The following is a 21,598-nucleotide window of genomic DNA, read 5'->3' as shown; positions in this document are numbered from 1 at the left end:
GGTCAAGGGCAGGGGATTTGGCCTAAAATGCACCATGGATGATGTAATCGCAAGTTTGGAACCTTCACTGGGTCGGCGCTGGTTCGGTGCCTTGTCTCTGGGCGCGCTCGGGGTGGTTCTGATCCTTGCCGCTTTCGTGCAACCCCCTGAAATCTGGTGGTTAAAGCTGTTAACGCCGTTGTTGGGGCTATTGTTCATCTGGCAGGCGCAATGGAATCTGCGTGTGACGGCAACGGGCTTGTATCTGACCCGTCAGGGCTTGTTTGACGGGCAGGGGACGCTGATTTGCGCGCTGTATAATATGCGCGAAGTGGATCGCGGCGTGTTTGCGTTCAAGCCGTCCAACGGGTTTCTTGTGCGTATGGTAGAGCCAGAGCCGAAAGGCTGGGCACCCGGCCTGTACTGGCGGCTGGGCAAACGGCTGGGCATTGGCGGGGCGACCCATCCAGCCCAGAATAAAGCCATGGCTGAGGCGATTGAAATGCTGATCATGGAACGGGTCATGGGGCCTGAACTGGCCTGAATTCCCTATGCTATTCCGATACAAAAAAGGCTGCACGTCGATCTCGCGCAGCCTTTTGCATTTTAGAACAGTATCTTACAACCCTTTGGCGCGGTAGCTGCTAGCGACCTTACCGATGGAGACCAGATAGGCCGCTGTTCGCAGATCAGTCACATCTTTGCGCTCATGCCAGACTTCGCGCATGGATTGATAGGCCCCGCGCATGGTGTCTTCCAAACCGGAACGCACCAGCTCCAGCTCGCCAGCGCCGTGCAGATAGCGTTGCTTGAACGTGTCAGACAGCTTTTGCCCTGAAACAGATTCCAGTTCGTTGATCAACAGACGGTGGCGTTCCTCTTCCTGACGACGTTGCATCCGCCCAAAGCGGATATGGCTGAGGTTTTTGACCCATTCAAAGTAAGACACCGTCACACCGCCCGCGTTGGCATACATGTCAGGTATGATGACACAGCCCTTTTTACGCAGGATTTTATCAGCACCGGATGTGATCGGACCGTTTGCAGCCTCGATAATCAGCGGCGCTTTGATATTTGCCGCATTGGTCAGATTAATGACGCCTTCCATGGCCGCAGGAACCAGAATATCGGCCTCCATTTCCATGATCGGCGAACCGGGTTCATGCCAGTCACCGCCAGAATAGTCTTTGGTGCTGCCCGTGGTCATAATATGCTGCTTCAGGTCTTCGATGTCGATGCCGTCTTTATTGGTGATGCAACCGTCAAATTCCAGCACGCCGATCACTTTGGCGCCGTCCTCTTCAGACAGGAATTTGGCAGCATGATACCCCACATTCCCCAAGCCCTGAACAATCACCCGCTTTCCGTCGAGCGAACCTTCCAATCCAGCGATCTTCATATCCTCGGGGTGGCGGAAAAACTCTTGCAGGGCATATTGAACGCCGCGCCCTGTGGCCTCGGTTCGGCCCTGAATGCCGCCACCGCTGATCGGTTTGCCTGTCACACAAGCGCGCGCATTGATGTCCGTGGTGTTCATCCGCGCGTATTGGTCAGCAATCCATGCCATTTCCCGCTCGCCTGTACCCATGTCAGGGGCGGGCACGTTTTGCGACGGGTGGATCAGCGAGCGTTTGATAAGTTCATAGGCGAAACGACGGGTGATCCGTTCCAATTCGTCCTCATCCCACTCGCGCGGATCAATGCATAACCCGCCCTTTGATCCCCCGAACGGCGCATCCACAAGCGCGCATTTATAGGTCATCAGGGCGGCCAGCGCTTCGACTTCGTCCTGATTGACCGACATGGCAAAGCGAATGCCGCCCTTTACAGGTTCCATATGTTCGGAATGAACAGAGCGATAACCCGTGAAGGTCTGAATGTCGCCGCGCAACCGAACACCAAAGCGCACGGTATAGGTCGCATTACAGACTTTGATTTTTTCCACCAGTCCAGGTGGCAGGTCCATCAAGCGCACGGCGCGATTGAACATAATGTTGGTGGATTCGCGGAAACTCGGCTCAGCTTTGCGTGACATGTGCGTCCCTGTAGATTGGTGAAACCTGTGCTGCCACGCGTTGATTTTGATTACGCTGCGTGACCTGTCCATAAGGTCAGAATGTCGCACAAAGGGCAACCATGTTTTGCTGAAATTTTAGGCATTTAATGGACGAAGAGCCCGATTAACAAAATCAAAGGAAAAAGCCTCCCTTTGATTTCCATTTTCCCAAAATATCCCCGCCGGAGGCCCCTGACAGCCGCGAGCAAACCCATCAATTCAACCGCCCAAACGAAAAAGAGGCAGGAAAACCCGCCTCTTGATCACATCTTGCAGAAAGGCCTGAACCTTAACCGTTGTAAGATTTCGCCGCGCGTTTGCGTTCATGCGGGTCCAGATGGATTTTGCGCAAACGGATCGCATTTGGCGTCACTTCGACCAGCTCGTCCGTGTCGATATAGGCAATCGCTTGCTCCAAAGACAGGGTGACAGGGGTGGTCAGACGCACAGCCTCGTCGGTGCCTGATGCACGAACGTTGGTCAGCTGTTTGCCTTTCAGCGGGTTCACTTCCAGATCGTTTTCGCGGGAATGTTCGCCAATGATCATGCCCGTGTAAACCGCTTCTTGTGCGCCGATAAAGAATTTGCCGCGGTCTTCCAGTTTCCACAGTGCAAAGGCGACCGAAGTGCCGTTTTCCATCGAGATCAGAACGCCAGCACGACGACCCGGGATTGGGCCTTTATGCGGTGCCCACTCGTGGAACACGCGGTTCAAAACGCCTGTGCCGCGTGTGTCTGTCAGGAATTCGCCGTGATACCCGATCAAACCGCGGGATGGCACATGGGCGATGATCCGTGTTTTGCCAGCACCAGCCGGTTTCATCTCGGTCATATCACCTTTGCGCGCGCCGGTGATTTTTTCGATCACAGCACCGGAATATTCGTCATCCACATCAATGGTTACTTCTTCGATAGGTTCGCAACGAACGCCGTCGATTTCACGAAACAGAACTTTCGGACGGGAGATCGACAGTTCGAAGCCTTCGCGACGCATGTTCTCGATCAGAACACCCATTTGCAATTCGCCACGACCCGCAACATCAAAGGCTTCGCCGCCTTCAGAGTCGGTCACGCGGATCGCAACGTTGGTTTCTGCCTCTTTCATCAGACGGTCACGGATCACACGAGATTGCACTTTTTTACCATCGCGACCCGCTAAAGGGCTGTCATTGATGCCGAAAGTTACAGAAATCGTGGGTGGGTCGATAGGCTGGGCGGCGATTGCTTCGGTCACGGATGTGGCGCAAATTGTGTCGGCCACGGTGGCTTTGGTCATGCCTGCAAGGGTGACGATATCGCCTGCTTCGGCCATATCAATAGGCTGTTGGGCAAGGCCGCGGAACGCCATGATCTTGGTGGCGCGGAAGCTTTCGATTTGTGTGCCGTCACGGCTCAGCGCCTTAACGGTCTCGCCTGTTTTCAGCGTGCCACTTTCAACACGGCCTGTCAGAACGCGGCCGATGAACGGGTCAGCGCCCAAGGTTACTGCCAGCATCGAAAATGGCTCGTCCATTTTCGCCAGTTGTTTTGGTGTAGGAACGTGCTTCAGGATCAGGTCGAATAGCGCGGACAGGTCTTGACGGGGGCCGTCCAGTTCCATGTCGGCCCAGCCAGAGCGGCCTGACGCGTACATGGAGGGGAAATCCAACTGTTCGTCATCGGCACCAAGGCTGGCGAAAAGGTCGAAACATTCGTCCAGCGCGCGGTCCGGTTCAGCGTCTTGTTTGTCAACTTTGTTCAACACAACAATGGGACGCAACCCAAGGGCCAGTGCTTTGGAAGTCACAAATTTTGTTTGCGGCATCGGGCCTTCGGCAGCATCTACCAGCAGGACAACACCGTCTACCATGGAAAGAATCCGCTCTACCTCGCCGCCGAAATCGGCGTGGCCTGGGGTGTCCACGATGTTGATGCGGGTGCCTTTCCATTCAACGGATGTGGCTTTCGCCAGAATGGTGATGCCACGCTCGCGTTCCAGATCGTTGCTGTCCATAGCCCGTTCGGCCACAGCCTGATTGGCGCGGAATGCACCTGACTGTTTCAGCAGCTCGTCAACGAGGGTTGTTTTACCATGGTCAACGTGCGCGATGATCGCGATATTTCTAAGTTCCATTAAGAAGCGCCTGTGTCGGAAAATAAGGGGTTTGGCGCGGCATTACAGGGTTTATTCAGGAATGGCTAGGTTTAACTTTCGATTCAGCCAAGCAAATAGGGGCTTTCTGCCCCTCGCGGCGCGGCCGCTCCCCCCGAGGATATTTTTTAAACAAAAAGAGCAGGGGGTGGCAGGGGCGCTCTGTGTTGGAATTGGCGCGGTATGTTGTTGGATTCCGTGCGTTATTCAAAGGAACGGACCGTGTTTGCGTTGCAAAGTTTTGCTTAGGCGATACAAAAGTGATGAAGATTTAAAAGAGGTATGATTATGTCGTCTGATCCGAAAAATCCCACCGAGGGGGCGACTTTGTCGTTTGCGGATAAAATGTCTTACACGGATTATCTGGGGTTGGATGCAATTCTGACCGCCCAGCACCCATTGTCGGACGCCCATGACGAGATGTTGTTTATCGTACAGCACCAAGCCTCGGAAATCTGGTTGCGGCTGGCGATTTATGAATTAAATGCAGCGCGGGATTTGATTGCGCGCAATGAAACCCGCCCTGCGTTCAAGATGCTGACCCGTGTGGCGCGGATTTTTGAGCAGTTGAATTCGGCTTGGGATGTTTTGCGCACGATGACGCCGTCGGAATACACCGCGTTTCGCGATGCATTGGGGCAGTCATCAGGGTTTCAATCCCACCAATATCGTCTGGTGGAATATATCGTGGGAAACCGCAATCACACCATGCTAAAACCCCACGCCCACAGGGTTGATTTGCACGCGGCCTTGGTCGCCGAGTTGCAAAAGCCAAGCCTCTATGATGTGGTGCTGCGCCATCTGTCAGAGCAGGGGTTCAATGTGCCAACTGAGGTATTGGAGCGGGATGTCTCCGTGAAGCTGCCCCATTCGGACGGGGTGCAGGCGGTATGGAAAGAAATCTATCAGCATCCGCAAAAATATTGGCAGGCCTATGAACTGGCCGAAAAGCTGGTGGATTTCGAAGATTATTTCCGCCGCTGGCGGTTCAACCACGTCACAACTGTTGAACGCATTATCGGCAATAAAAAGGGCACGGGCGGCACGGGGGGCGTCACCTATTTGCAAAATATGCTGAAGGTGGAACTGTTTCCAGAGCTTTGGTCGGTGCGGACAGTCCTTTAAAGCGCCTGCTGGTGAAATACCTTAGTTTCGCCATATTTTGCCGCAGAAATACCTTAGGGGTCGCATACTGTGTAGCGTACTGCCAACGATTGGGACGAGCTTTCGGCGGCAAATTGAGAGGCAGAAAAATGGTAAAACACGGTAACGCTTGCGCGTGGGCGCAGGGAGTCCGCCCTTATGATCAGTTGAAACGCTGGATCACTGCCGAAGACGGCGCCGTGACAGTGGACTGGGTCGTTCTGACCGCCACCATGGCAGTGGTCGGTGGCATTATTGTTGCCCTGACGGTGGACGGTACTACGGATGTGGGGAACCAGATCAGCACGGTCTTGTCAGAAAAAACAGTAACGGAATAAGGGGCCCGGGTCCTTTTTGTGGATTAGGCAGCTGGATTTCCTGACGGTGCTGGCCGAGGACTTTAAGGAAAGTTACCATCTGCCAGTCTGTCACGCAGGTACCATCGGTGGCCTGTCCAAGCTGGAAGGCATGATCTACCCGCCCGGATTGCCCGCGTTTAACTATCATACGATCCTGAAAGACGACGGGCTGAAAATTGCGCTGGCCCATCCTGACAACACACGATTTAAGCGGGAAATGCGGCGCACCACATGGCTGTTGGCGACTTATCCAAGCCTGTTGATCACACTGACGCCCGGATATTTCTGGTATCTGTCCCTGCACCCCGAAGGCGTGGGTAAGGTGCGGATCAATTTTGGCGGTGGCATGTCGCAGGACTGGGAACAGGATGCGGAAGCCCAACAGCATTTCATCGCGCTAAAAACCCTGCTAGATACCGTCAACGTCGAGGATCGCGGCTGCACCGAAAAGGTTTACCGTGGGCTGTGCGCCCAATTGGCCGCACCCGGGCACCTTTCCCATCTGGAACGACCGAACTATGATTTCGCGACTTATCTGAATTCCCGAATACAAACAGGTGCCCCGTGACCGAATACACCCCCGACCCACAACTGCGCGAAGCCTTTCTGGGCGGCATGTCCCACGCCGCTTGCACGGTCAATATCGTCACCACAGATGGCACGGCGGGCAGGGGCGGGGTGACTGTTTCAGCGATGACCTCGGTCTCGGCGGATTCGCCCAAACCTACCTTGCTGGTTTGTGTCCATCACGAGGCCAGCGCAGCCCCGCTGATTCTTGAAAACGGCAACTTCTGCGTGAACCTGCTGCGCGATGATCAGTCGTTTATCTCTGATACATTTGCAGGGCGTTTTCGCAAGGAATTCGCCGATAAATTCGAATGTGCAGACTGGGCCCCGATGGAAACCGGCGCGCCCCGTGTGGTGGACCCGTTGGTCGCCTTTGACTGCAAGGTCATCAGCGCAGAACGCATCGGCACCCACCATGTTTTTGTCGGCGAGGTGCAGGATATTTTCACCGCAAGTCGTGGCACCCCGCTGATCTATGCCAACCGCGCCTACGGGCGGACCATTCGCATTGATCCGGTGACCACATTTGCCACCTCACAATCGGATACGGCCCTGCGGATTGGCTGTTTTCATACCTTTGGCCCCTTTGTGGTGCCCCGTATTATCGGCGAATTCGCCAAGGATGACAGCACCGATTTGCGCCTGATGGACGGCGATCATCGCCGCCTAATCGAAGGGTTGCGTGCAGGCGATATTGACCTTGCCTTAATGTACGATATCGACCTGCCTGACGATATTGTAACCACGCCGCTGGCTACGATGAATCCCTATATTTTACTGGCGGAAAACCACCCGCTTGCAAGCGAGCCGAACCTGACGCTGGAAACCCTGACCAAACATCCGATGGTGCTGCTGGATGCCCCGCCCACGGCGGATTATTTCCTGTCGATTTTTGCCGCCCAACATCTGACGCCGCAGGTGAAATACCACTGTCCGTCCTATGAAATGGTGCGTGGGATGGTGGGGCAGGGGCTTGGGTTTTCCATCCTTGCCACCAAACCCGCCAGCAACCTCAGCTATGACGGGCACGCGCTGGTGACCCGTCCGTTGCCCGCCTCCACCCGGCCCTCTCATACGGTCCTTGCTACCAAACGGGGCGCCCATTTGCCTGCGGCGGCGCAACCGTTTATCTCCGTTTGCAAGGAACTGTTTTCCTAAACCGTGCCAGATCGCGCCACTGCTTTTCTGGTCGTTTAATCATGGGCCGCGCGGCTGTCCTGCGGGGCTTCATCCCGATCTGTCAGCCCGTAGTCCCTTAGCACATGGGCCACCCTTAGGCGATAATCTGTGAACACACCGCCGCGCCCTTTGGCTTGCGCGCCACGATGGGCAGACAGGGCACGCCAGCGTTCAACGGCGGCTTCATCTTCGAAAAACGACAGGGATAACAGCTTGTCCGGATCGGTCAGGCTTTGAAACCGCTCCACCGAGATAAACCCCTCAACGTCCTCCAGAAGTGGCCGCATCGCTGCTGCAATGCCCAGATATTCGGCCTTGCGTCCCTCTGCTGGAATAACTTCGAATATAACCGCGATCATCTAGACCCCTCCCCATGTGGTGCAGAGGCCAGCTTCAGGAAAGTTCGATCTTCGCGCAATAGAAACTTCTCTTTCTGGGCAAATTCATAATTCTCCCGCCCCAAAGGGTCCGCACTTAAACGGGCGCGGTATGCCTCATATGCCGCAAGGTTTTCGATGGAATAAACCCCGTAAGCCAGTGTGCTGGATCCCTCATGGGGGGCGAAATATCCGATCAGATCCGCGCCACAACGCGGGATGGCTTCGCCCCAATTTCGGGCATATTGGGTGAATTGTTCCTTTTTTGTCGGGTCGATGTGATAGCGGATAAAACAGGTGATCATGGTCGGCTCCTTTGGTTGATGCCCCCTTTTAGCCCCTTGATTGGGTTTAATGCTTCGCCTAGGGTCGAACTATGAAAGAAGGCCCCGATATATCCTTGATCGGCGCGTTGATCGGTGATCCTGCACGCGCGAATATGTTGACCGCATTGATGTCGGGCAAGGCATTGACCGCGTCCGAACTGGCCTCCGAGGCGGGTATAACACTGCAAACTGCCAGCGCCCATCTGGCCAAACTCGATGCGGCGCGCCTGATTTCACCGCGCAAACAAGGCCGCCATAAATATTTCACGCTGGCAGACGATGAGGTGGGTGCATTGCTGGAAAACATCATGGCGCTGGCCGCCAAACGGGGATTGACCCGTACCCGCACCGGCCCCAAAGACCCCGCCCTGCGCAAAGCCCGCATCTGCTACAACCACCTGGCAGGCGAACTGGGTGTGGCACTGTACGACGGTCTTCGCGCCAATGGCTGGATCACGGGGGAACCCGCGGATTTGCAGCTCAGCCCAAGGGGCGCAGAGCGGTTTACCCAAATGGGTCTTGACTTTGCCGCCATAGAACGACCCCGCCGCCCCCTGTGCAAATCCTGTCTGGACTGGTCTGCGCGCAGGTCACACCTAGCTGGCAGTTTGGGCACCGCAATCCTGACCCATATCACAGATATAGGCTGGGCCCGTCGATTGCCCGACACACGGATCATTCATTTCACACCCAACGGCGAAGCGGCCTTTCGTGCCACCTTTGAACAGGGTAGGTAATCCCGAACAGCGCAGGCTCTTTTTGGGTCAAATATCCAAAACCTGACGCCCGCCAAGATCAAAGCCGCCGCAGATCCTATCATTCCCCTAAAAACAGGCAGTCTTTTGCCACTGAAACGCCATTTCCCAACAGATTGTCGCAAATGGCCAAGAAAACCTGCAACAGTTTATCACCCTCGGGCCGATACTATCGTTCCTACCCCTGACCTCTATCCCTGACGGAGTGCCTATGACTTTTTCCATTACGGCTTTTTGCCCGCGCACCAATATGGTGGGCGTTGCGATCACCACCTCTTCGATTGCGGTGGGATCTCGGTGTCCCCATGTGCGGGCGGGCGTCGGGGCGGTTGCCAGCCAGAATGTGACCAACCCGCAAATCGGGCCGGATGTGCTGGATTGGGTGCAGTCAGGGGATGCGCCTGATACAGCGCTGACCTCGGTGATGGACCGTGAACCTCACCCCGAATTCCGTCAAGTTGCTGTGGTGGATACCAAAGGCAACACCGCGCTGTTTTCGGGGGGCAATACGCTTGGCACCAACGGAACGGCTATCGGGCAGGGGGTTGTGGCCGCAGGCAATCTGCTGAAATCAGCCGAGTTGCCGCAGATTATGGTGGATCACTTTGCCGCCCATCCTGACCTGACGTTGCCCGAACGCCTGCTGTCCGCCCTTGAAGCCGGTCTTGCCAGCGGGGGCGAGGAAGGCCCCGTCCATTCCGCTGCCCTTTTGGTGGCCCATGAACACCCTTGGCCGCTGGTGGATTTGCGGGTGGATTGGCACGAAACCGCCCCAATCACAGAGTTGCGCCGCCTGTGGACGGAGTATGAACCGCAAATGCAGGATTACACCAACCGTGCGGTCGATCCTTTGGCGGCCCCGTCGTACGGCGTTCCGGGGGATGAATAAACCAGACGTTACAAGGGTATAAACATGTTGCTGTGGCTTAGTCTGAAACGGGTAGGCCTTCGACCAGCCGATCTACCAAGGCCACTAGCATCTGGTCACATTTGGCCAGTTGATCGGCACTGACAAATTCATCGGGCTTATGCCCCTGTGCCATGCTGCCCGGGCCACAAACCACTGTGGGTATGCCCACGCGGGATGAAAACAGCCCGCCTTCAGTGCCAAACGCCACTTTCATCGTGTCATTGGCGCCCAGAAGCGATTTTACAAAGGCCACAACCACCCCGTCCTCCGGAGTGGCAAGGCCGGGGTAGGTATTTGCTGTCATTTCGATTTCGATGGCCGCTTCAGGGGCAATGACGCGGGCGCGTTCGGCAATTTCTTCGGCCCGCTCTTTGATTTCATCCATCAGGGCAACCGGATCGTTTTCGGCCAGATTGCGCACTTCAAAGGTTACTTCGCAGCGGTTCGGTACGATGTTCAGCGCGACACCCGCGTTGATCAACCCCACATGCAGGGTGGTATAGGGCACGTCATAGTCAAAATCCTGCGCGCCTGTTGCGGCCAGTCGGTCCTGAATGCGGCGGATCTCGTTGATCAGATCGGTGGCCAGATAGATTGCGTTTACCGCTTGGGGGGCCAGCGCGGAATGACCCTCGCGCCCCAGACAGATCGCCTTAGCAGCGGTCTTGCCCTTGTGCCCGACAGCGACCTGCATATTGGTCGGTTCGCCCACAATACACATGGCGGGGCGAAACGGTGCGGATTCCAACATCTCGATCAGGCTGCGCACCCCGATACAGCCGATTTCCTCGTCATAGGACAGGGCCAGGTGCAGTGGTGTGGTCAGCTCTTGCGCGCTGGCCTTCAGGGCTGCGGCCAAGGCGCTGGCTACAAAACCCTTCATGTCACAGGTGCCACGCCCGTAATAACGATCATCCGCATGGGTCAACTGAAACGGCGGCTTGGTCCAGTCTTGCCCAGCAACCGGCACCACATCGGTGTGACCAGACAATAGCACGCCGGGTTTTCCCACAGGGCCGATGGTGGCGAACAGATTGGCTTTATGGCCTGTGTCATCAGGGATCAGCGTCACATCGGCGCCCACATCGCGCAACAGATCGGCGCACCATTCAATCAGCTCTAGGTTGGGATTGGCCGAGGTTGTGTCAAAGGCAATCAGTTTTTCGAGGATGTCGATGGTGTTCATAAGGCGTCCCTAGGGCTATGATGTCGTTCCCTCTCCCTTAAACCTCTGATCCAGAATTACCAGACGTGACCCGATCCGTTTGGGCGGGTTTCACTGTAATGTGGTTATCAAAGGCGGTAGCCAGTCCCAATCAGCAGCGGCTTTTTCGTTTACAATCAAATAGGTCTTGCGCGCGAATTGCGGTGCCTCGGCAATGATATGCAACTGCCCTGATTTCACATGGGGCTGGGCCAGTCGCAATGGCAGATAGGCCGTGCCCCCATTGGCCAGAATATGATCGAGCGCCCAATCGGCATTGCCAAAAGACAGCCGAGCCACATCGGCATCGGCGTAAAAGGCTGCGTGATCGCGCCCGAATTCCTCGCCGCCCTCAACAAAAATATAGTTCGGATCAAAGCGCAGCGGGCTGTCGGGTATTGTGCTGATAAGGGTCAATCTGTCGTCGGGCAAATTGTACAGGCGATAGCCCTGTTGTGTCGCAGGCTGGTAGGTTAGTGCAATATCCACCAGCCCCGCATCCAGCCAGCGGGCCAGATCAGCGCCAGAGCCTGACCACGCCGTCACCGCCACGCGCGGGCTGCTGTGGCGCAGGCTTTCAAGAAAATGCTGCCCCATTCCGCCCCGCAGGTCGGAATGACAGCCAAAATTACACACCGCGTCCATTCCGTCCGGCATTGCGGTTTCTTGTCTGGCCTGGTTCCACAACTCAACCATCACCTGCGCATAGCGGCGCAGTTTTACCCCGCTGGCGGTTAGGGTCGCGCCGGTTTTATGGCGCAGGAACAGGGTTTGACCCAGTTCGTCCTCTAGGGTTTTCAGACGCGCGGTGACAGTGGATTGGGTCACGTTCATCCGCTCGGAGGTGCGGATCAGGCTGCCGGTTTCCACAATCGACAGAAAGTTTTGCAGGTTTATTAGGTTCATGGTTTGTCAGTTCGATTTTTTCGAACTTTATATGCAGATAAATTCGTTTTTCAAATAGAAAGAATCGCGGGATAACACTTGTAGAAGCAGTCAAAGCAAGGACGCGGCAATGTTGAAACCTGTTAAACCCTCCCCCCCACAAACGGTTGCGCGTGATGTTTTTATTACGGCTATGCGGCATGTGGCGTCTACGGTAACGGTTGTTACAAGCAATGGCCCTGCGGGAAAACACGGTGCGACCGTCAGTGCGTTTACCTCGGTTTCGGCAGACCCGCCGACAGTGATGGTCTGTTTGCGCAGCGACAGTCGCATCGCAAAGGCTGTGGGGGAAAACGGGTGTTTTGCCGTCTGTGTGCTGCCCCGCGATGGGATCGAAACTGCCCTGCGTTTTGCTGGCAGCGATGATTTGCAGGTCGCGGATCGGTTTGAACAGGTGGCTCATTCGGATTGGGCCGCGCCCCATATCGAAGATTGCACCAGTTTTTCCTGTGATGTGGATCAGGCGGTGCCAAGCGGCAGCCATATTGCCTTTTTCGGACGGGTGACCTGGGCGGGAACGGATGCCGCGCCGCCTTTGGTCTATTTTGACGGCAAGTTTGGGGAATTTAGTCACGGCCAGACGGATGTGTGACCAGCCCCCCAAACAAACCAATTTATCCCACGAAAGGAAATGGTTATGAAATTTCATCTTGCAATCAATTTGGAACGGATGACCGCGCAGACCTCTATGGCAGAAGTGCGGGATCACACGCTTGAAATGGTGAAAATGGCCGATCACGCCGGGTTTGAGGTGGCTTGGGCCGCCGAACACCATGCGCTGGAAATGACCATCGCGCCGAACCCGTTCCAATTGATGACATGGTGGGCGGATCACACAGAAAACATCCGCCTTGGGGCAGGGGTTGTGAACGCCGCCTACTGGCACCCGATCAATCTGGCAGGCGAGGCTGCCATGCTGGATTTACTGTCAGGCGGGCGGCTGGAATTCGGCATCGGGTCAGGGGCGTATCAGCGGGAATTTGACCGGATGAAGCCGGGGCTGGATCAAAAGGACAGCTACAAGTACATGCAGGAAATGCTGCCTGTGGTGCAGGCATTGTGGAAAGGGGATGTGGAACACAACGGCGCGTATTGGCAGTTTCCCAAGGCCACGTCCTGCCCCAAGCCCGTGCAGCAAGATGTGCCCGTATGGGTGGCCGCCCGTGCGCCGATCACCTATGATTATGCAGTAGAAAACAACCACAATATCATGTCTTGGCCCCTGACCATGCCGATCAGCGAACTGGAGTCCTATAAAGATCGGCTAGAGGATTCTAAGGCGCGGTTGAACCCGAATTACACGGGGAAATTCACCACTATGCGCCACACGGCTGTCTATAATACCGAGGCGGATCGGCAAGCGGCGCTCAGCGCGATCCGCGCTGTGTTAAGCCAGTTCGGCAACCTGATGATGCAGCGCGGCGCGGTGGAAAACGGCTTTCCCGATCCTGTCCCGCTGACAGAGCTCGAGGGAAACGCGCGGGTGGACCCCGCCATGCTAGAGGAAAACCTGATGTTTGGCAGCCCTGAAGAGGTGGTGACTAAACTGAAGTCCTACGAAGCACTGGGGGTGGATGGATTCTTGTATTATGCCTCAATGGGGTTGGGGATGGAAAACCAGAAACGGTCCCTGCAACTGTTCATCGACGAAGTTATGCCGGAATTTGCCTGAGTTCGTTTTTGGGGTGTCAGTTTTTGCCCGTTTTTTGAGTATTTTGGGAACTTTGAAGCCTTGCGCGGGAGTGGATTTGTTTTGGGTTGATAGTTAACGTGTTATCGACTATTGTGCTGGCAAAATGGAACTGGCGGGGATGAAGCTATGAAGTTTGCAAGCTATTCGGTTGATGGTGCGGCGTTTTACGGGGCAGTTGGGGCGGGCGGGATGATTGCTTTGTCCCCTGTTTTTCCCCAATGGCCGAGCCTGCGTGAAGTGATTGAAAATGACGGGTTTGATGCCTTGGAGACTGCGGCAAACGGGCTGGATGTGACCCATGCGGATGGCACGTTTGTCTATGAGATTCCCATTCCACGGCCAGAGAAAATACTGTGTGTCGGGGTAAATTATCCCGATCGCAACGCAGAGTATAAAGACGGGCAGGAAGCGCCGAAACATATGTCGCTGTTTCCCCGTTTTGCGCGGTCTTTTGTTGGGCATGACGTGGCTTTGACGCGGCCCAAAGCCTCGGATCAGTTGGATTATGAAGGCGAGGTGGTGATTGTTATCGGCAAAGGCGGGCGGCATATTGCGAAAGAGGATGCGCTGGACCACATTGCCGCGCTGTCGATTTGTAACGAGGGCACGTTGCGCGATTGGGTGCGCCATGCCAAGTTTAACGTAACGCAGGGCAAGAATTTTGACGGCTCGGGGGCGATTGGCCCTTGGTTGGTTCCGTTTAAGGACCCATCGCAGCTGCTTGATATCAAGCTGGAAACGCGGGTGAACGGTGAGGTGCGCCAAAGTGATCGCACCAGCCGGATGATGTTTCCCCATGCGGAACAAATCGCCTATATTTCGACATTTACCACTTTGGTGCCGGGCGATGTGATTGTGACGGGAACGCCAACGGGTGCTGGTGCGCGGTTTGATCCGCCCAAGTTCCTGAAGCCCGGTGATGTGATCGAAGTGGAAGTTGAAGGCATCGGAATTTTGCGCAATGGCGTGGTGGACGAATGACCCCCGATCAGATCAAAGCTGCCGCTGTAGCACTGGTGAACGCCGAGAATACCCGCGTGCAAACGGGTGTCCTGTCGGTGGTTTACCCCGATATTTCCATGGAAGATGCCTATGCCGTTCAGGACGCCTTTGTTGCAGCGAAACTGGCCGCAGGTGGCTGTGTTAAGGGCTGGAAAATCGGTCTGACCAGTCGGGCGATGCAGATGGCGCTGGGCATTGATATTCCAGACAGTGGCGTGCTGTTTGAGGATATGTTTTTTGACAGCGGCAGCAGGGTTCCAAAGGGGCGTTTTATCGAACCACGGATTGAAGCCGAGATTGCCTTTATCTTGCGCGATGATCTGTCTGGCAAGAATGTTACCCGAGCGGATGTTTTGGCGGCCACGAAATATGTGGCCCCAGCGCTTGAAATTCTGGACACGCGTATTTTGCGCAAAGACCCTGAAACCGGTGTGGCCCGTAAGGTATTTGATACAATTGCGGATAATGCGGCGAATGCAGGAATAGTGCTGGGAAATGAACGTCATGCGCCTGATGTTTTTGATTTAGGTTGGGTTGGTGCAATTGTGTCGCGCGGTGATACGGTCGAGGAAACCGGCTTGGGGGCGGGTGTTCTGAACGATCCTGTTATGGGCATGGTTTGGCTGGTTCAACGTCTGGCAGAGTATGGCCGAGGCTTGCGGGGCGGCGATGTGGTCTTGTCTGGATCGTTCATTCGCCCTATCGAAGCCCCTGCGGGAAGTCACTTTGTCGCCGATTACGCCGATTTCGGGCGGGTTGAAATCTCATTTGAATAAGGACCACTCCTATGGCGGCACCTGTGAATACATTAAAGCAAAAACTGGCGGCGGGTCAGTTGCAAACCGGCTGTTGGCTGGGACTGGTTGATCCCTATGCGGCCGAAATTGCGGGCACGGCTGGATTTGACTGGCTGCTGATTGACGGTGAACATGGCCCCAACGGGATCACCCAGATTTCAAATCAGATCGGCGCGTTGCAAAACTCGGACTCTGAGGTGATTGTGCGTGTGCCTGTGGGCGAAGACTGGATCATCAAGCAGGTTCTGGATGCGGGCGCGCAAACTGTCATGGTGCCCATGGTGGAAACCGGCGACCAAGCGCAGGCGATGGTGCGGGCAATGCGCTATGCACCCGAAGGCGTGCGCGGGGTCGGGGCGGCCCTTGGTCGGGCCTCTGGCTGGATGGGGATTGCGGATTACACCACCACGGCCAACGGGCAGATGTGTTTGATTGTTCAGGTCGAGGCCCAGCGGGCGCTGGATAACCTTGATGATATTCTGGCGGTTGAGGGCGTGGATGCGGTGTTTATCGGGCCTGCCGATCTGGCGGCGGATATGGGGTATCTGGGCAATCCGGATGCGCCAGAGGTTCAGGCGGCGATGGAGGATGCTGTTAAGCGCATTCGCGCGTCGGGTAAGGCGGCTGGCATCATGTGTGTGGACCCGGAATTCGCCCGCAAAGCCATCGGATGGGGTGCGAATTTTGCCGCCGTTGCGGTGGACGCATTAACCTTGGCGACAGGCCTGCGCAAAACTGCGGCGGCCTATAAGGACTGATCAAATCCTTGCAGAGCGGGATGGGGTGTGGAAAGCTGTTCCGCAACCCATTCGCCTGCCGTGAACGGCACGTATTTTCTTTTAAGGGATTGAACTGAATGCCAGACGCGACTGCACCCGGACATCCTGCTGTTGCCTATCGCCGCGCCATTATGATCAGCACCGGTCTGATCTTGTTCGCCTTTATCACCTGCCATTTGACCAATCTTATTCTGGGGCTGCATTCGGTTGCCTTGATGGATAAATGGCGCTGGGTGCTGAGCGGTTTGTGGACGGGGCCGGGGTTTCGCCAGCTTTTGGTCTTCGCGATGACGCTGCATTTCCTGACCGCGCTGGTGTCGCTCTATTACCGGAATACGCTGCGCCTACCTGCCTATGATCTGGCGCAGATGGTGGCAGGGATTCTGATTATTCCACTGCTGGCGCCCCATGTGTTCGGGATCATGGCCTATGCGGATTTGGGGTTGGTGGCGACCTATGATCTGGTGCTGCGGTTTTTCTGGAACCTGTCGCCGTTGGACGGGTTGCGGCAGGTGGTTTTGCTGGTGGTGGCGTGGTTGCACGGGGCGATCGGGATTTATACATGGCTGCGGTCGCGCGACGGGTCTGAGCGGACCATGCGGTTTTTCTATCCCTTTGTGGTGCTTGTGCCCATTCTCGCCATGCTGGGTTATGTCGAGGCAGGCCGTCAGGTGATCCCGATTGCAGAGGGCGGCACGGGCTATGTGATGCAAAACGATCCCAATGCGGATGGCATGTCCGTGGACGGGGCCGAGGCTGCGGACATTATCGCAAAGGCCAAAAAAGACGGGCGTATGGTGGGGCAGATGTCTCTGGCGCTGGTGGCTTTGGCGTTTCTGGCACGGTGGATACGGGTGTCACGCTGGAAACGGGGGCAGGTGCATGTGGCTTATCTGGGGCGGCGGCCTGCGCAGTTTTCGACCGAAACGGGGCTGACCCTGCTGGAAATGGCGCGGATCAATGATGTGCCCCATGCCAATGTCTGTCGCGGACGCGGGCGCTGTGGCACCTGCCGTGTGCGGGTGATGCAAGGGGCGGATCACTTGCCGCCGCCTGATGCGATGGAACGCAAAGTTTTGGAACATTGGAACGCAGGCCCGACGGAACGTTTGGCCTGCCAGTTGCATCCCACGGCTGGAAAGTTACAGGTCGAGCGTGTGATACAGGCGGATTATTCCGATCTGGATTATAAACAGACCGGAAAGCCCGGCGACTCTGCACAAAAGAGAGCGGTGTGATGGGGGGGCTTCGCGCGTATTTTCTGGCGCTGGTCGCTGTCTTTCTTGTGGCGCTGTCCGGTGGCACGCCAAGCGTCGCGCAGATGATCCCGTCCACGAGCAGCGCACAAGAACCGGCCACAGTGCCCGCGCCATCCCCCAATGACGTCAAAGAATTTCTGCGCCTGTTGGGCGATCCCGGAATTCAGGACTGGCTGCGCGAAAGTGCAACCAGCCAGACCGCCGCCGCTGTCAGTGCAGATGTGTCTTTGCGCGATCAGATCGAGGGCCAGTTAGCGCAATTCGGCAAGCGGGCGCGGTCCTTGGCCTTGGCGTGGAGCATTGTGCCCGACATTCCCCAAGTTCTGGCGGATCAATGGGAGAGCGAATTGTCCACCTCGCAAAAAGTGCGTTCGCTGACCTATATTCTGACCTTTTTGCTGATCGGTTTTGGGCTGGAGTGGCTGTATCGCCGTTTTATGGACCTGCCATTGTTGCGGCTGGAACAGGCCCCCAAAGATGCGCCCTTGGAAAAGCTGACAGGGGCGGCGACGCGGGCGGTAATCATCTTTGGCGGCCTGTTGGTGTTCGCCATCGGCAGTATCGGCGCATTCCAAAGCTTTGAATGGCACCCGCTGGTCGAAGGTCTGGTGCTGGATTTCCTGACCATGGTGTTGATGCTGCGGATCATTCTGGCGGTGTCGTTGTTTTTTCAGGCGCCTTATGCCCCCGAACTGCGGCTGGTGCCTTATTCGACACCTGTGGCCAAACATCTGCACTGGCTGGCGCGGGTGTTGGCGCTGACGGTGGTTCTGGCCATTGCGCTGTCTTTTGTGCTGGCGCGGCTGACCGCGTTTCAGGATATGGCGGGCGATCTGCCTGCGGTGTTTCTGGCGCAAACTGTGGCGCTGGCGATTGTGGTTGTTCTGGTCAGTTGGGGCTGCATCTGGGTCGGGTTCCGCCGCACGCAGATATTGGCGCAAAGCGGGTGCGAGCCGCGCTTGATGCGCTTCTGGCGCAACTATCTGACGCTGTTGGTGGCGGCGGTGTTTGGCACATGGTTGATTGGTGCATTTGGCCTGATGTGGGCTATTCTGGTCATCGGGATGACGGTGCCAGGGGTAAAGTTGCTGGTGCTCTGGATCGACCATTTCTTCGATCAATCCACAACCGCACTCTACGAGGCGCATAAGGCTAAAGCGCAGGCGGAACTGGATGCGTTTATGGCGGCTGAGGCAGAAAAGGCCGCAGAAGCGGATACGGTTTCTGGCGAGGACGTTGCAGGCGATGCGCAAGCAATGACAGAAATTGCCCCGATCCCGCCAATTGAGCCTGAATTCCACGATCCCTATGCCACCACCCGCCCGATTGTGCAGCGGGCGGCGCGGTTTGTGGTCTTGCTGGGCGCGGTTTTTGCTTTGGCTGCCGCTTGGGGCGTGAATATTTTTGCCCTGAGCGAAGACCGCTCGCTTGGGGGGCGTGCGCTAGAGGTGTTGGTGGACAGTTTCGTCGCCTTGCTGTTCGCTGATCTGGTCTGGACCTGGGCGAAAACCGTGATCGACAAGCGGCTTGCGGATTACGAACCGCCCGTGGATGGGCAGGCACCCGGACCCGAGGCGCGGATGATCACGCTGCTGCCTTTGTTGCGTACCATTCTGCTGGTCACGCTGTTGACCATGGTTTCGCTCAGCGTGTTAACCTCGCTCGGGGTGAATATCGCGCCGATTTTGGCGGGGGCGGGCATATTGGGCATTGCCATCGGATTTGGCACCCAATCGCTGGTGCGTGATATTGTGGCGGGAATTTTCTTTTTGATTGATGATGCATTTCGTTTGGGGGAATACATCGAAATCGGTGAATTGGTCGGCACGGTTGAGGGAATTTCCATCCGCTCCATGCGGATCAGGCACCACCGCGGCAAGGTGCATACAGTGCCTTACGGAGAGCTGAAATCCCTGACCAACCATTCCCGCGATTGGGTGATTATGAAGCTGGAATTCCGCGTGCCGTTTGACACCGATTTGATGCTGGTCAAGAAGCTGGTGAAAAAGGTCGGGGCCGAACTGGCGGCGAATGAACATTACGGACCCAGCATTCTGTCCACGCTGAAATCCCAAGGCGTGCGGCGGATGGAGGAATTCAACATGGTTGTGGGCGTGAAATTCATGACCAAACCGGGGGAACAATGGCTGGTGCGCCGCGACGCCTATCAAAAGGTGCGCGATATTTTTGAAGCCAATGGCATCCGCATGGCGGAACGCAATGTGAAAGTGGAAATCGCAGGTGGGGAACACCTGTCCGAGGAGACCAGACAGGCGGTTGCAGGGGCGGCGCAAGATGCTGTTCAAGGGCCAAGCGGGCCGCCAAAACCTATTCCAGACGAGCCGTAAGGTTTTGAAAGCGTACGCGCGATGAGGGCTACATTTGCGTGGCGGAGCTGGCGCGTCTTTCAAGGATGGGATTTGGATATTTTCCCAAAAAGAGCTGTGGGGGCTTTCCCGCCTAAGCGGAAATTGGATCAGATTTTCGTCTGGCCTTTTGCGCGGTTGCACTAGATTGTGGGATTAAATCCGGCGTGGGGGCTTTTGTGCGGTATCTATTAGTTTGTCTTATTGTTTTGGGGGTGGTCAGTTGCGGCAGTAATCGTCAGCAAAGGGTGCCAAAGACGCAAAAGGTTCAGCCTGCGCCGACTATGGTGTCGGGGAATCCAAAATATGCCGACAGTGATCCGGTGGAATGGACGGGTTCAAAGCCTTGGCATTATCCGGTGCACGGGGTTGATGTTTCGCGGTATCAAGAAGGCTTGGATTGGACGCAATTGCGCACCCACCATATTTCATTCGGGTATATCAAGGCGACTGAAGGGGGCGATCACACGGACCCGCATTTCCGCACCCATTGGTGGGAGGCCGCCCGTGCAGGGATTCCGCGCGGGGCGTATCATTTCTATTATTTCTGCCGCACGCCCCAGGAACAGGCGGAATGGTTTATCAAACACGTCCCCAATGAGGCAGGCGCTTTACCACCCGTGCTTGATATTGAATGGAACCACCAGTCACGCACCTGCCGTATGCGGCCAGACGGAGAAACCGTGCGCGATAATATGCGGATCTTTTTGCGCATTGTCGGGGATCACTATGGCAAGACGCCGCTGATCTATACCACGCTGGATTTCTATCACGAAAACGATCTGTCAAAGCTGAACGGCTATCCGTTCTGGCTGCGTTCGGTTGCGGATCATCCGTCCAAGACCTACCCGGGCGAGCGCTGGTTGTTCTGGCAATATTCCGGCACGGGTCGTGTTCCCGGATCGCCCGGGAACATTGATTTGAACGTCTTTGACGGCTCGCCTGATGTGTGGCGGGCTTGGCTGGCGCGTAATGGTATTGCGCTTCAGTAAACCCGCACCTTAGTAAGCCCGTGCTTCAGTAGGATAGGGCTTTTTGCACGGCGGGGCGCGCGTGCATGGCGGCAAAATGTTCGGCAATACGGGGCAGGGTGTTCACATCCACCCCGTCGCCTTTCAACCAGTTGGTCACGGTGAACAGATAGGCGTCGGCCACTGTGTATTGATCGCCCATCACCCAAGGCCCTTTCAGGTATTCACTCTGGATCAGTTCAAAACATTCGGTCATGTTTTGCGCCACTTTTGACGCCATATCGTCAAAGCTGGACTGCGCGCTGGCCCAACGGGGACCGCGCATTCTGTGGGAATGGTTCACATGCACGGTTGAGGCCAAATAACTGTGGAATTCCTGCATCTTGGCATATTCAAACGGATCGCTTGGGGCCAGATTGCGGGCGGGCGCGAGGGTTGCGATATAGGCTAAAATTGCGGGGGTTTCCGTCAGGATGCCGTGGTCGCACACAAGTGCGGGCACGCGGCCTTTGGGATTGGTGCGCAGATAGGGGGCGCCCCGCTGCTCGGCTGTGGTGAAATCAACTGCGGTTGCGGTGAAAGGCAGATCGGCTTCATGTAGGGCGATCAGGCTGGCGACGGCGACGGTGCCGGAAGAATGGAACAGTTCCAAGGGGGACTCCTGTGGTTGGAATTTGTGCCAAGATGACCTGAATTCCGCCTAAAAACCAGAGATGTCGAAAATTTGAACGAAGAATTGTAAAAGCTCCGTATAAGCCTAGTTATAAGGAACGGTATTGCGTTTCGCGGCAGGGGAAAAT

The 21,598-nt window shown here is 56.1% G+C and carries 21 protein-coding genes and 1 pseudogene; 15 read left to right on the top strand and 7 right to left on the bottom strand.

Translation table 11 applies throughout. The features are described from left to right. Nucleotides 1-34 precede the first annotated feature (34 nt). Nucleotides 35-523 (top strand): hypothetical protein, encoded by a 489-nt coding sequence (locus GGE09_RS08895; RefSeq protein WP_309745751.1) that lies wholly within the window; start codon nt 35-37, stop codon nt 521-523. Between the two features lie 75 nt (nt 524-598). Here GGE09_RS08895 and GGE09_RS08890 read toward each other — a convergent pair whose 3' ends face one another. Both GGE09_RS08890 and typA read right to left on the bottom strand, forming a co-directional pair. Continuing rightward, a complete protein-coding gene (locus tag GGE09_RS08890) occupies nt 599-2,014 on the bottom strand; it encodes a Glu/Leu/Phe/Val dehydrogenase (RefSeq protein WP_309745750.1) in 1,416 nt (471 codons plus the stop codon). Between the two features lie 310 nt (nt 2,015-2,324). Continuing rightward, nucleotides 2,325-4,148 (bottom strand): translational GTPase TypA, encoded by a 1,824-nt coding sequence (typA, locus tag GGE09_RS08885; protein ID WP_309745749.1) that lies wholly within the window; start codon nt 4,146-4,148, stop codon nt 2,325-2,327. Nucleotides 4,149-4,448: 300 nt separating this feature from the next. On the opposite strand from typA, the gene kynA reads away from it, so the two are divergent. From kynA to GGE09_RS08865, 4 genes and pseudogenes are all read left to right on the top strand, one after another. After that, nucleotides 4,449-5,291 carry a tryptophan 2,3-dioxygenase gene (gene kynA / locus GGE09_RS08880; protein ID WP_405048538.1) on the top strand — a complete coding sequence of 281 codons (843 nt, stop codon included), beginning with the start codon at nt 4,449-4,451 and terminating at the stop codon, nt 5,289-5,291. A gap of 128 nt (nt 5,292-5,419) precedes the next feature. Continuing rightward, nucleotides 5,420-5,647, top strand: a complete 228-nt coding sequence (locus GGE09_RS08875) for a hypothetical protein (RefSeq protein WP_309745747.1) — start codon at nt 5,420-5,422, stop codon at nt 5,645-5,647. Nucleotides 5,648-5,693: 46 nt separating this feature from the next. Then, nucleotides 5,694-6,236 (top strand): annotated as a pseudogene (locus GGE09_RS08870) (SRPBCC family protein); the annotation flags it as partial. After that, nucleotides 6,233-7,393: a LysR substrate-binding domain-containing protein gene (locus tag GGE09_RS08865; protein ID WP_309745746.1), complete on the top strand. Its 1,161-nt coding sequence runs from the start codon at nt 6,233-6,235 to the stop codon at nt 7,391-7,393. The pseudogene GGE09_RS08870 and the gene GGE09_RS08865, both read left to right, overlap by 4 nt. A 35-nt stretch (nt 7,394-7,428) precedes the next feature. On the opposite strand, the gene GGE09_RS08860 is transcribed toward GGE09_RS08865, so the two are convergent. After that, on the bottom strand, nt 7,429-7,773 hold the full coding sequence (locus tag GGE09_RS08860) for an antibiotic biosynthesis monooxygenase (RefSeq protein WP_309745745.1): 345 nt from the start codon (nt 7,771-7,773) through the stop codon (nt 7,429-7,431). Then, nucleotides 7,770-8,096 carry an NIPSNAP family protein gene (locus GGE09_RS08855; protein WP_309745744.1) on the bottom strand — a complete coding sequence of 109 codons (327 nt, stop codon included), beginning with the start codon at nt 8,094-8,096 and terminating at the stop codon, nt 7,770-7,772. Before GGE09_RS08855 ends, GGE09_RS08860 begins: the two co-directional genes overlap by 4 nt. A gap of 71 nt (nt 8,097-8,167) precedes the next feature. Between GGE09_RS08855 and GGE09_RS08850 the strand changes: the two genes are divergently transcribed. Then, nucleotides 8,168-8,854 carry a winged helix-turn-helix domain-containing protein gene (locus tag GGE09_RS08850; protein ID WP_309745743.1) on the top strand — a complete coding sequence of 229 codons (687 nt, stop codon included), beginning with the start codon at nt 8,168-8,170 and terminating at the stop codon, nt 8,852-8,854. A gap of 229 nt (nt 8,855-9,083) precedes the next feature. Beyond that, nucleotides 9,084-9,761, top strand: coding sequence for a DUF1028 domain-containing protein (locus GGE09_RS08845; protein WP_309745742.1), 678 nt, complete (start codon nt 9,084-9,086; stop codon nt 9,759-9,761). A 37-nt stretch (nt 9,762-9,798) separates the two neighbouring features. Here GGE09_RS08845 and argE read toward each other — a convergent pair whose 3' ends face one another. Continuing rightward, the gene (gene argE / locus GGE09_RS08840; protein ID WP_309745741.1) at nt 9,799-10,968 is read right to left on the bottom strand and encodes an acetylornithine deacetylase; all 1,170 of its coding nucleotides are present in this window, start codon (nt 10,966-10,968) and stop codon (nt 9,799-9,801) included. A gap of 90 nt (nt 10,969-11,058) precedes the next feature. Continuing rightward, nucleotides 11,059-11,892, bottom strand: a complete 834-nt coding sequence (locus GGE09_RS08835) for a LysR family transcriptional regulator (RefSeq protein WP_309745740.1) — start codon at nt 11,890-11,892, stop codon at nt 11,059-11,061. 109 nt (nt 11,893-12,001) lie between these two features. Here GGE09_RS08835 and GGE09_RS08830 point away from each other — a divergent pair, with 109 nt between their 5' ends. From GGE09_RS08830 to GGE09_RS08795, 8 genes are all read left to right on the top strand, one after another. Continuing rightward, nucleotides 12,002-12,523 carry a flavin reductase family protein gene (locus GGE09_RS08830; protein ID WP_309745739.1) on the top strand — a complete coding sequence of 174 codons (522 nt, stop codon included), beginning with the start codon at nt 12,002-12,004 and terminating at the stop codon, nt 12,521-12,523. Nucleotides 12,524-12,568: 45 nt separating this feature from the next. Then, a complete protein-coding gene (locus tag GGE09_RS08825) occupies nt 12,569-13,603 on the top strand; it encodes an LLM class flavin-dependent oxidoreductase (RefSeq protein ID WP_309745738.1) in 1,035 nt (344 codons plus the stop codon). 147 nt (nt 13,604-13,750) lie between these two features. Continuing rightward, the gene (locus GGE09_RS08820) at nt 13,751-14,605 is read left to right on the top strand and encodes a fumarylacetoacetate hydrolase family protein (protein ID WP_309745737.1); all 855 of its coding nucleotides are present in this window, start codon (nt 13,751-13,753) and stop codon (nt 14,603-14,605) included. Further along, nucleotides 14,602-15,402: a 2-oxo-hept-4-ene-1,7-dioate hydratase gene (gene hpaH, locus GGE09_RS08815; protein ID WP_309745736.1), complete on the top strand. Its 801-nt coding sequence runs from the start codon at nt 14,602-14,604 to the stop codon at nt 15,400-15,402. The genes GGE09_RS08820 and hpaH overlap by 4 nt, the downstream gene beginning before the upstream one ends. An 11-nt stretch (nt 15,403-15,413) precedes the next feature. Next, nucleotides 15,414-16,181 (top strand): HpcH/HpaI aldolase/citrate lyase family protein, encoded by a 768-nt coding sequence (locus tag GGE09_RS08810; protein ID WP_309745735.1) that lies wholly within the window; start codon nt 15,414-15,416, stop codon nt 16,179-16,181. A gap of 98 nt (nt 16,182-16,279) precedes the next feature. Beyond that, a complete protein-coding gene (locus tag GGE09_RS08805) occupies nt 16,280-17,440 on the top strand; it encodes a 2Fe-2S iron-sulfur cluster-binding protein (protein ID WP_309745734.1) in 1,161 nt (386 codons plus the stop codon). After that, nucleotides 17,440-19,809: a mechanosensitive ion channel domain-containing protein gene (locus GGE09_RS08800; RefSeq protein ID WP_309745733.1), complete on the top strand. Its 2,370-nt coding sequence runs from the start codon at nt 17,440-17,442 to the stop codon at nt 19,807-19,809. The genes GGE09_RS08805 and GGE09_RS08800 overlap by 1 nt, the downstream gene beginning before the upstream one ends. A 197-nt stretch (nt 19,810-20,006) precedes the next feature. Next, on the top strand, nt 20,007-20,819 hold the full coding sequence (locus tag GGE09_RS08795) for a GH25 family lysozyme (RefSeq protein ID WP_309745732.1): 813 nt from the start codon (nt 20,007-20,009) through the stop codon (nt 20,817-20,819). Nucleotides 20,820-20,844: 25 nt separating this feature from the next. On the opposite strand, the gene GGE09_RS08790 is transcribed toward GGE09_RS08795, so the two are convergent. Beyond that, nucleotides 20,845-21,450: a glutathione S-transferase N-terminal domain-containing protein gene (locus GGE09_RS08790; RefSeq protein ID WP_309745731.1), complete on the bottom strand. Its 606-nt coding sequence runs from the start codon at nt 21,448-21,450 to the stop codon at nt 20,845-20,847. Between the last annotated feature and the right edge of the window lie 148 nt (nt 21,451-21,598).

Origin of the sequence: Roseobacter sp. N2S (assembly GCF_031454055.1) — a bacterium.
Classification (GTDB): Bacteria; Pseudomonadota; Alphaproteobacteria; order Rhodobacterales; family Rhodobacteraceae; genus Amylibacter.
Note: the sequence above shows the minus strand (reverse complement) of the source record. Positions and strands in the feature narration are given on the sequence as shown.

Excerpts from the sequence above, each read along its gene's own strand:
- GGE09_RS08895 (WP_309745751.1), top strand. The coding sequence starts at position 35 with ATGGATGATGTAATCGCAAGTTTGGAACCTTCACTGGGTCGGCGCTGG.
- GGE09_RS08890 (WP_309745750.1), bottom strand. The coding sequence starts at position 2,014 with ATGTCACGCAAAGCTGAGCCGAGTTTCCGCGAATCCACCAACATTATG.
- typA (WP_309745749.1), bottom strand. The coding sequence starts at position 4,148 with ATGGAACTTAGAAATATCGCGATCATCGCGCACGTTGACCATGGTAAA.
- kynA (WP_405048538.1), top strand. The coding sequence starts at position 4,449 with ATGATTATGTCGTCTGATCCGAAAAATCCCACCGAGGGGGCGACTTTG.
- GGE09_RS08875 (WP_309745747.1), top strand. The coding sequence starts at position 5,420 with ATGGTAAAACACGGTAACGCTTGCGCGTGGGCGCAGGGAGTCCGCCCT.
- GGE09_RS08860 (WP_309745745.1), bottom strand. The coding sequence starts at position 7,773 with ATGATCGCGGTTATATTCGAAGTTATTCCAGCAGAGGGACGCAAGGCC.
- GGE09_RS08855 (WP_309745744.1), bottom strand. The coding sequence starts at position 8,096 with ATGATCACCTGTTTTATCCGCTATCACATCGACCCGACAAAAAAGGAA.
- GGE09_RS08850 (WP_309745743.1), top strand. The coding sequence starts at position 8,168 with ATGAAAGAAGGCCCCGATATATCCTTGATCGGCGCGTTGATCGGTGAT.
- GGE09_RS08845 (WP_309745742.1), top strand. The coding sequence starts at position 9,084 with ATGACTTTTTCCATTACGGCTTTTTGCCCGCGCACCAATATGGTGGGC.
- argE (WP_309745741.1), bottom strand. The coding sequence starts at position 10,968 with ATGAACACCATCGACATCCTCGAAAAACTGATTGCCTTTGACACAACC.
- GGE09_RS08835 (WP_309745740.1), bottom strand. The coding sequence starts at position 11,892 with ATGAACCTAATAAACCTGCAAAACTTTCTGTCGATTGTGGAAACCGGC.
- GGE09_RS08830 (WP_309745739.1), top strand. The coding sequence starts at position 12,002 with ATGTTGAAACCTGTTAAACCCTCCCCCCCACAAACGGTTGCGCGTGAT.
- GGE09_RS08825 (WP_309745738.1), top strand. The coding sequence starts at position 12,569 with ATGAAATTTCATCTTGCAATCAATTTGGAACGGATGACCGCGCAGACC.
- GGE09_RS08820 (WP_309745737.1), top strand. The coding sequence starts at position 13,751 with ATGAAGTTTGCAAGCTATTCGGTTGATGGTGCGGCGTTTTACGGGGCA.
- hpaH (WP_309745736.1), top strand. The coding sequence starts at position 14,602 with ATGACCCCCGATCAGATCAAAGCTGCCGCTGTAGCACTGGTGAACGCC.
- GGE09_RS08810 (WP_309745735.1), top strand. The coding sequence starts at position 15,414 with ATGGCGGCACCTGTGAATACATTAAAGCAAAAACTGGCGGCGGGTCAG.
- GGE09_RS08805 (WP_309745734.1), top strand. The coding sequence starts at position 16,280 with ATGCCAGACGCGACTGCACCCGGACATCCTGCTGTTGCCTATCGCCGC.
- GGE09_RS08800 (WP_309745733.1), top strand. The coding sequence starts at position 17,440 with ATGGGGGGGCTTCGCGCGTATTTTCTGGCGCTGGTCGCTGTCTTTCTT.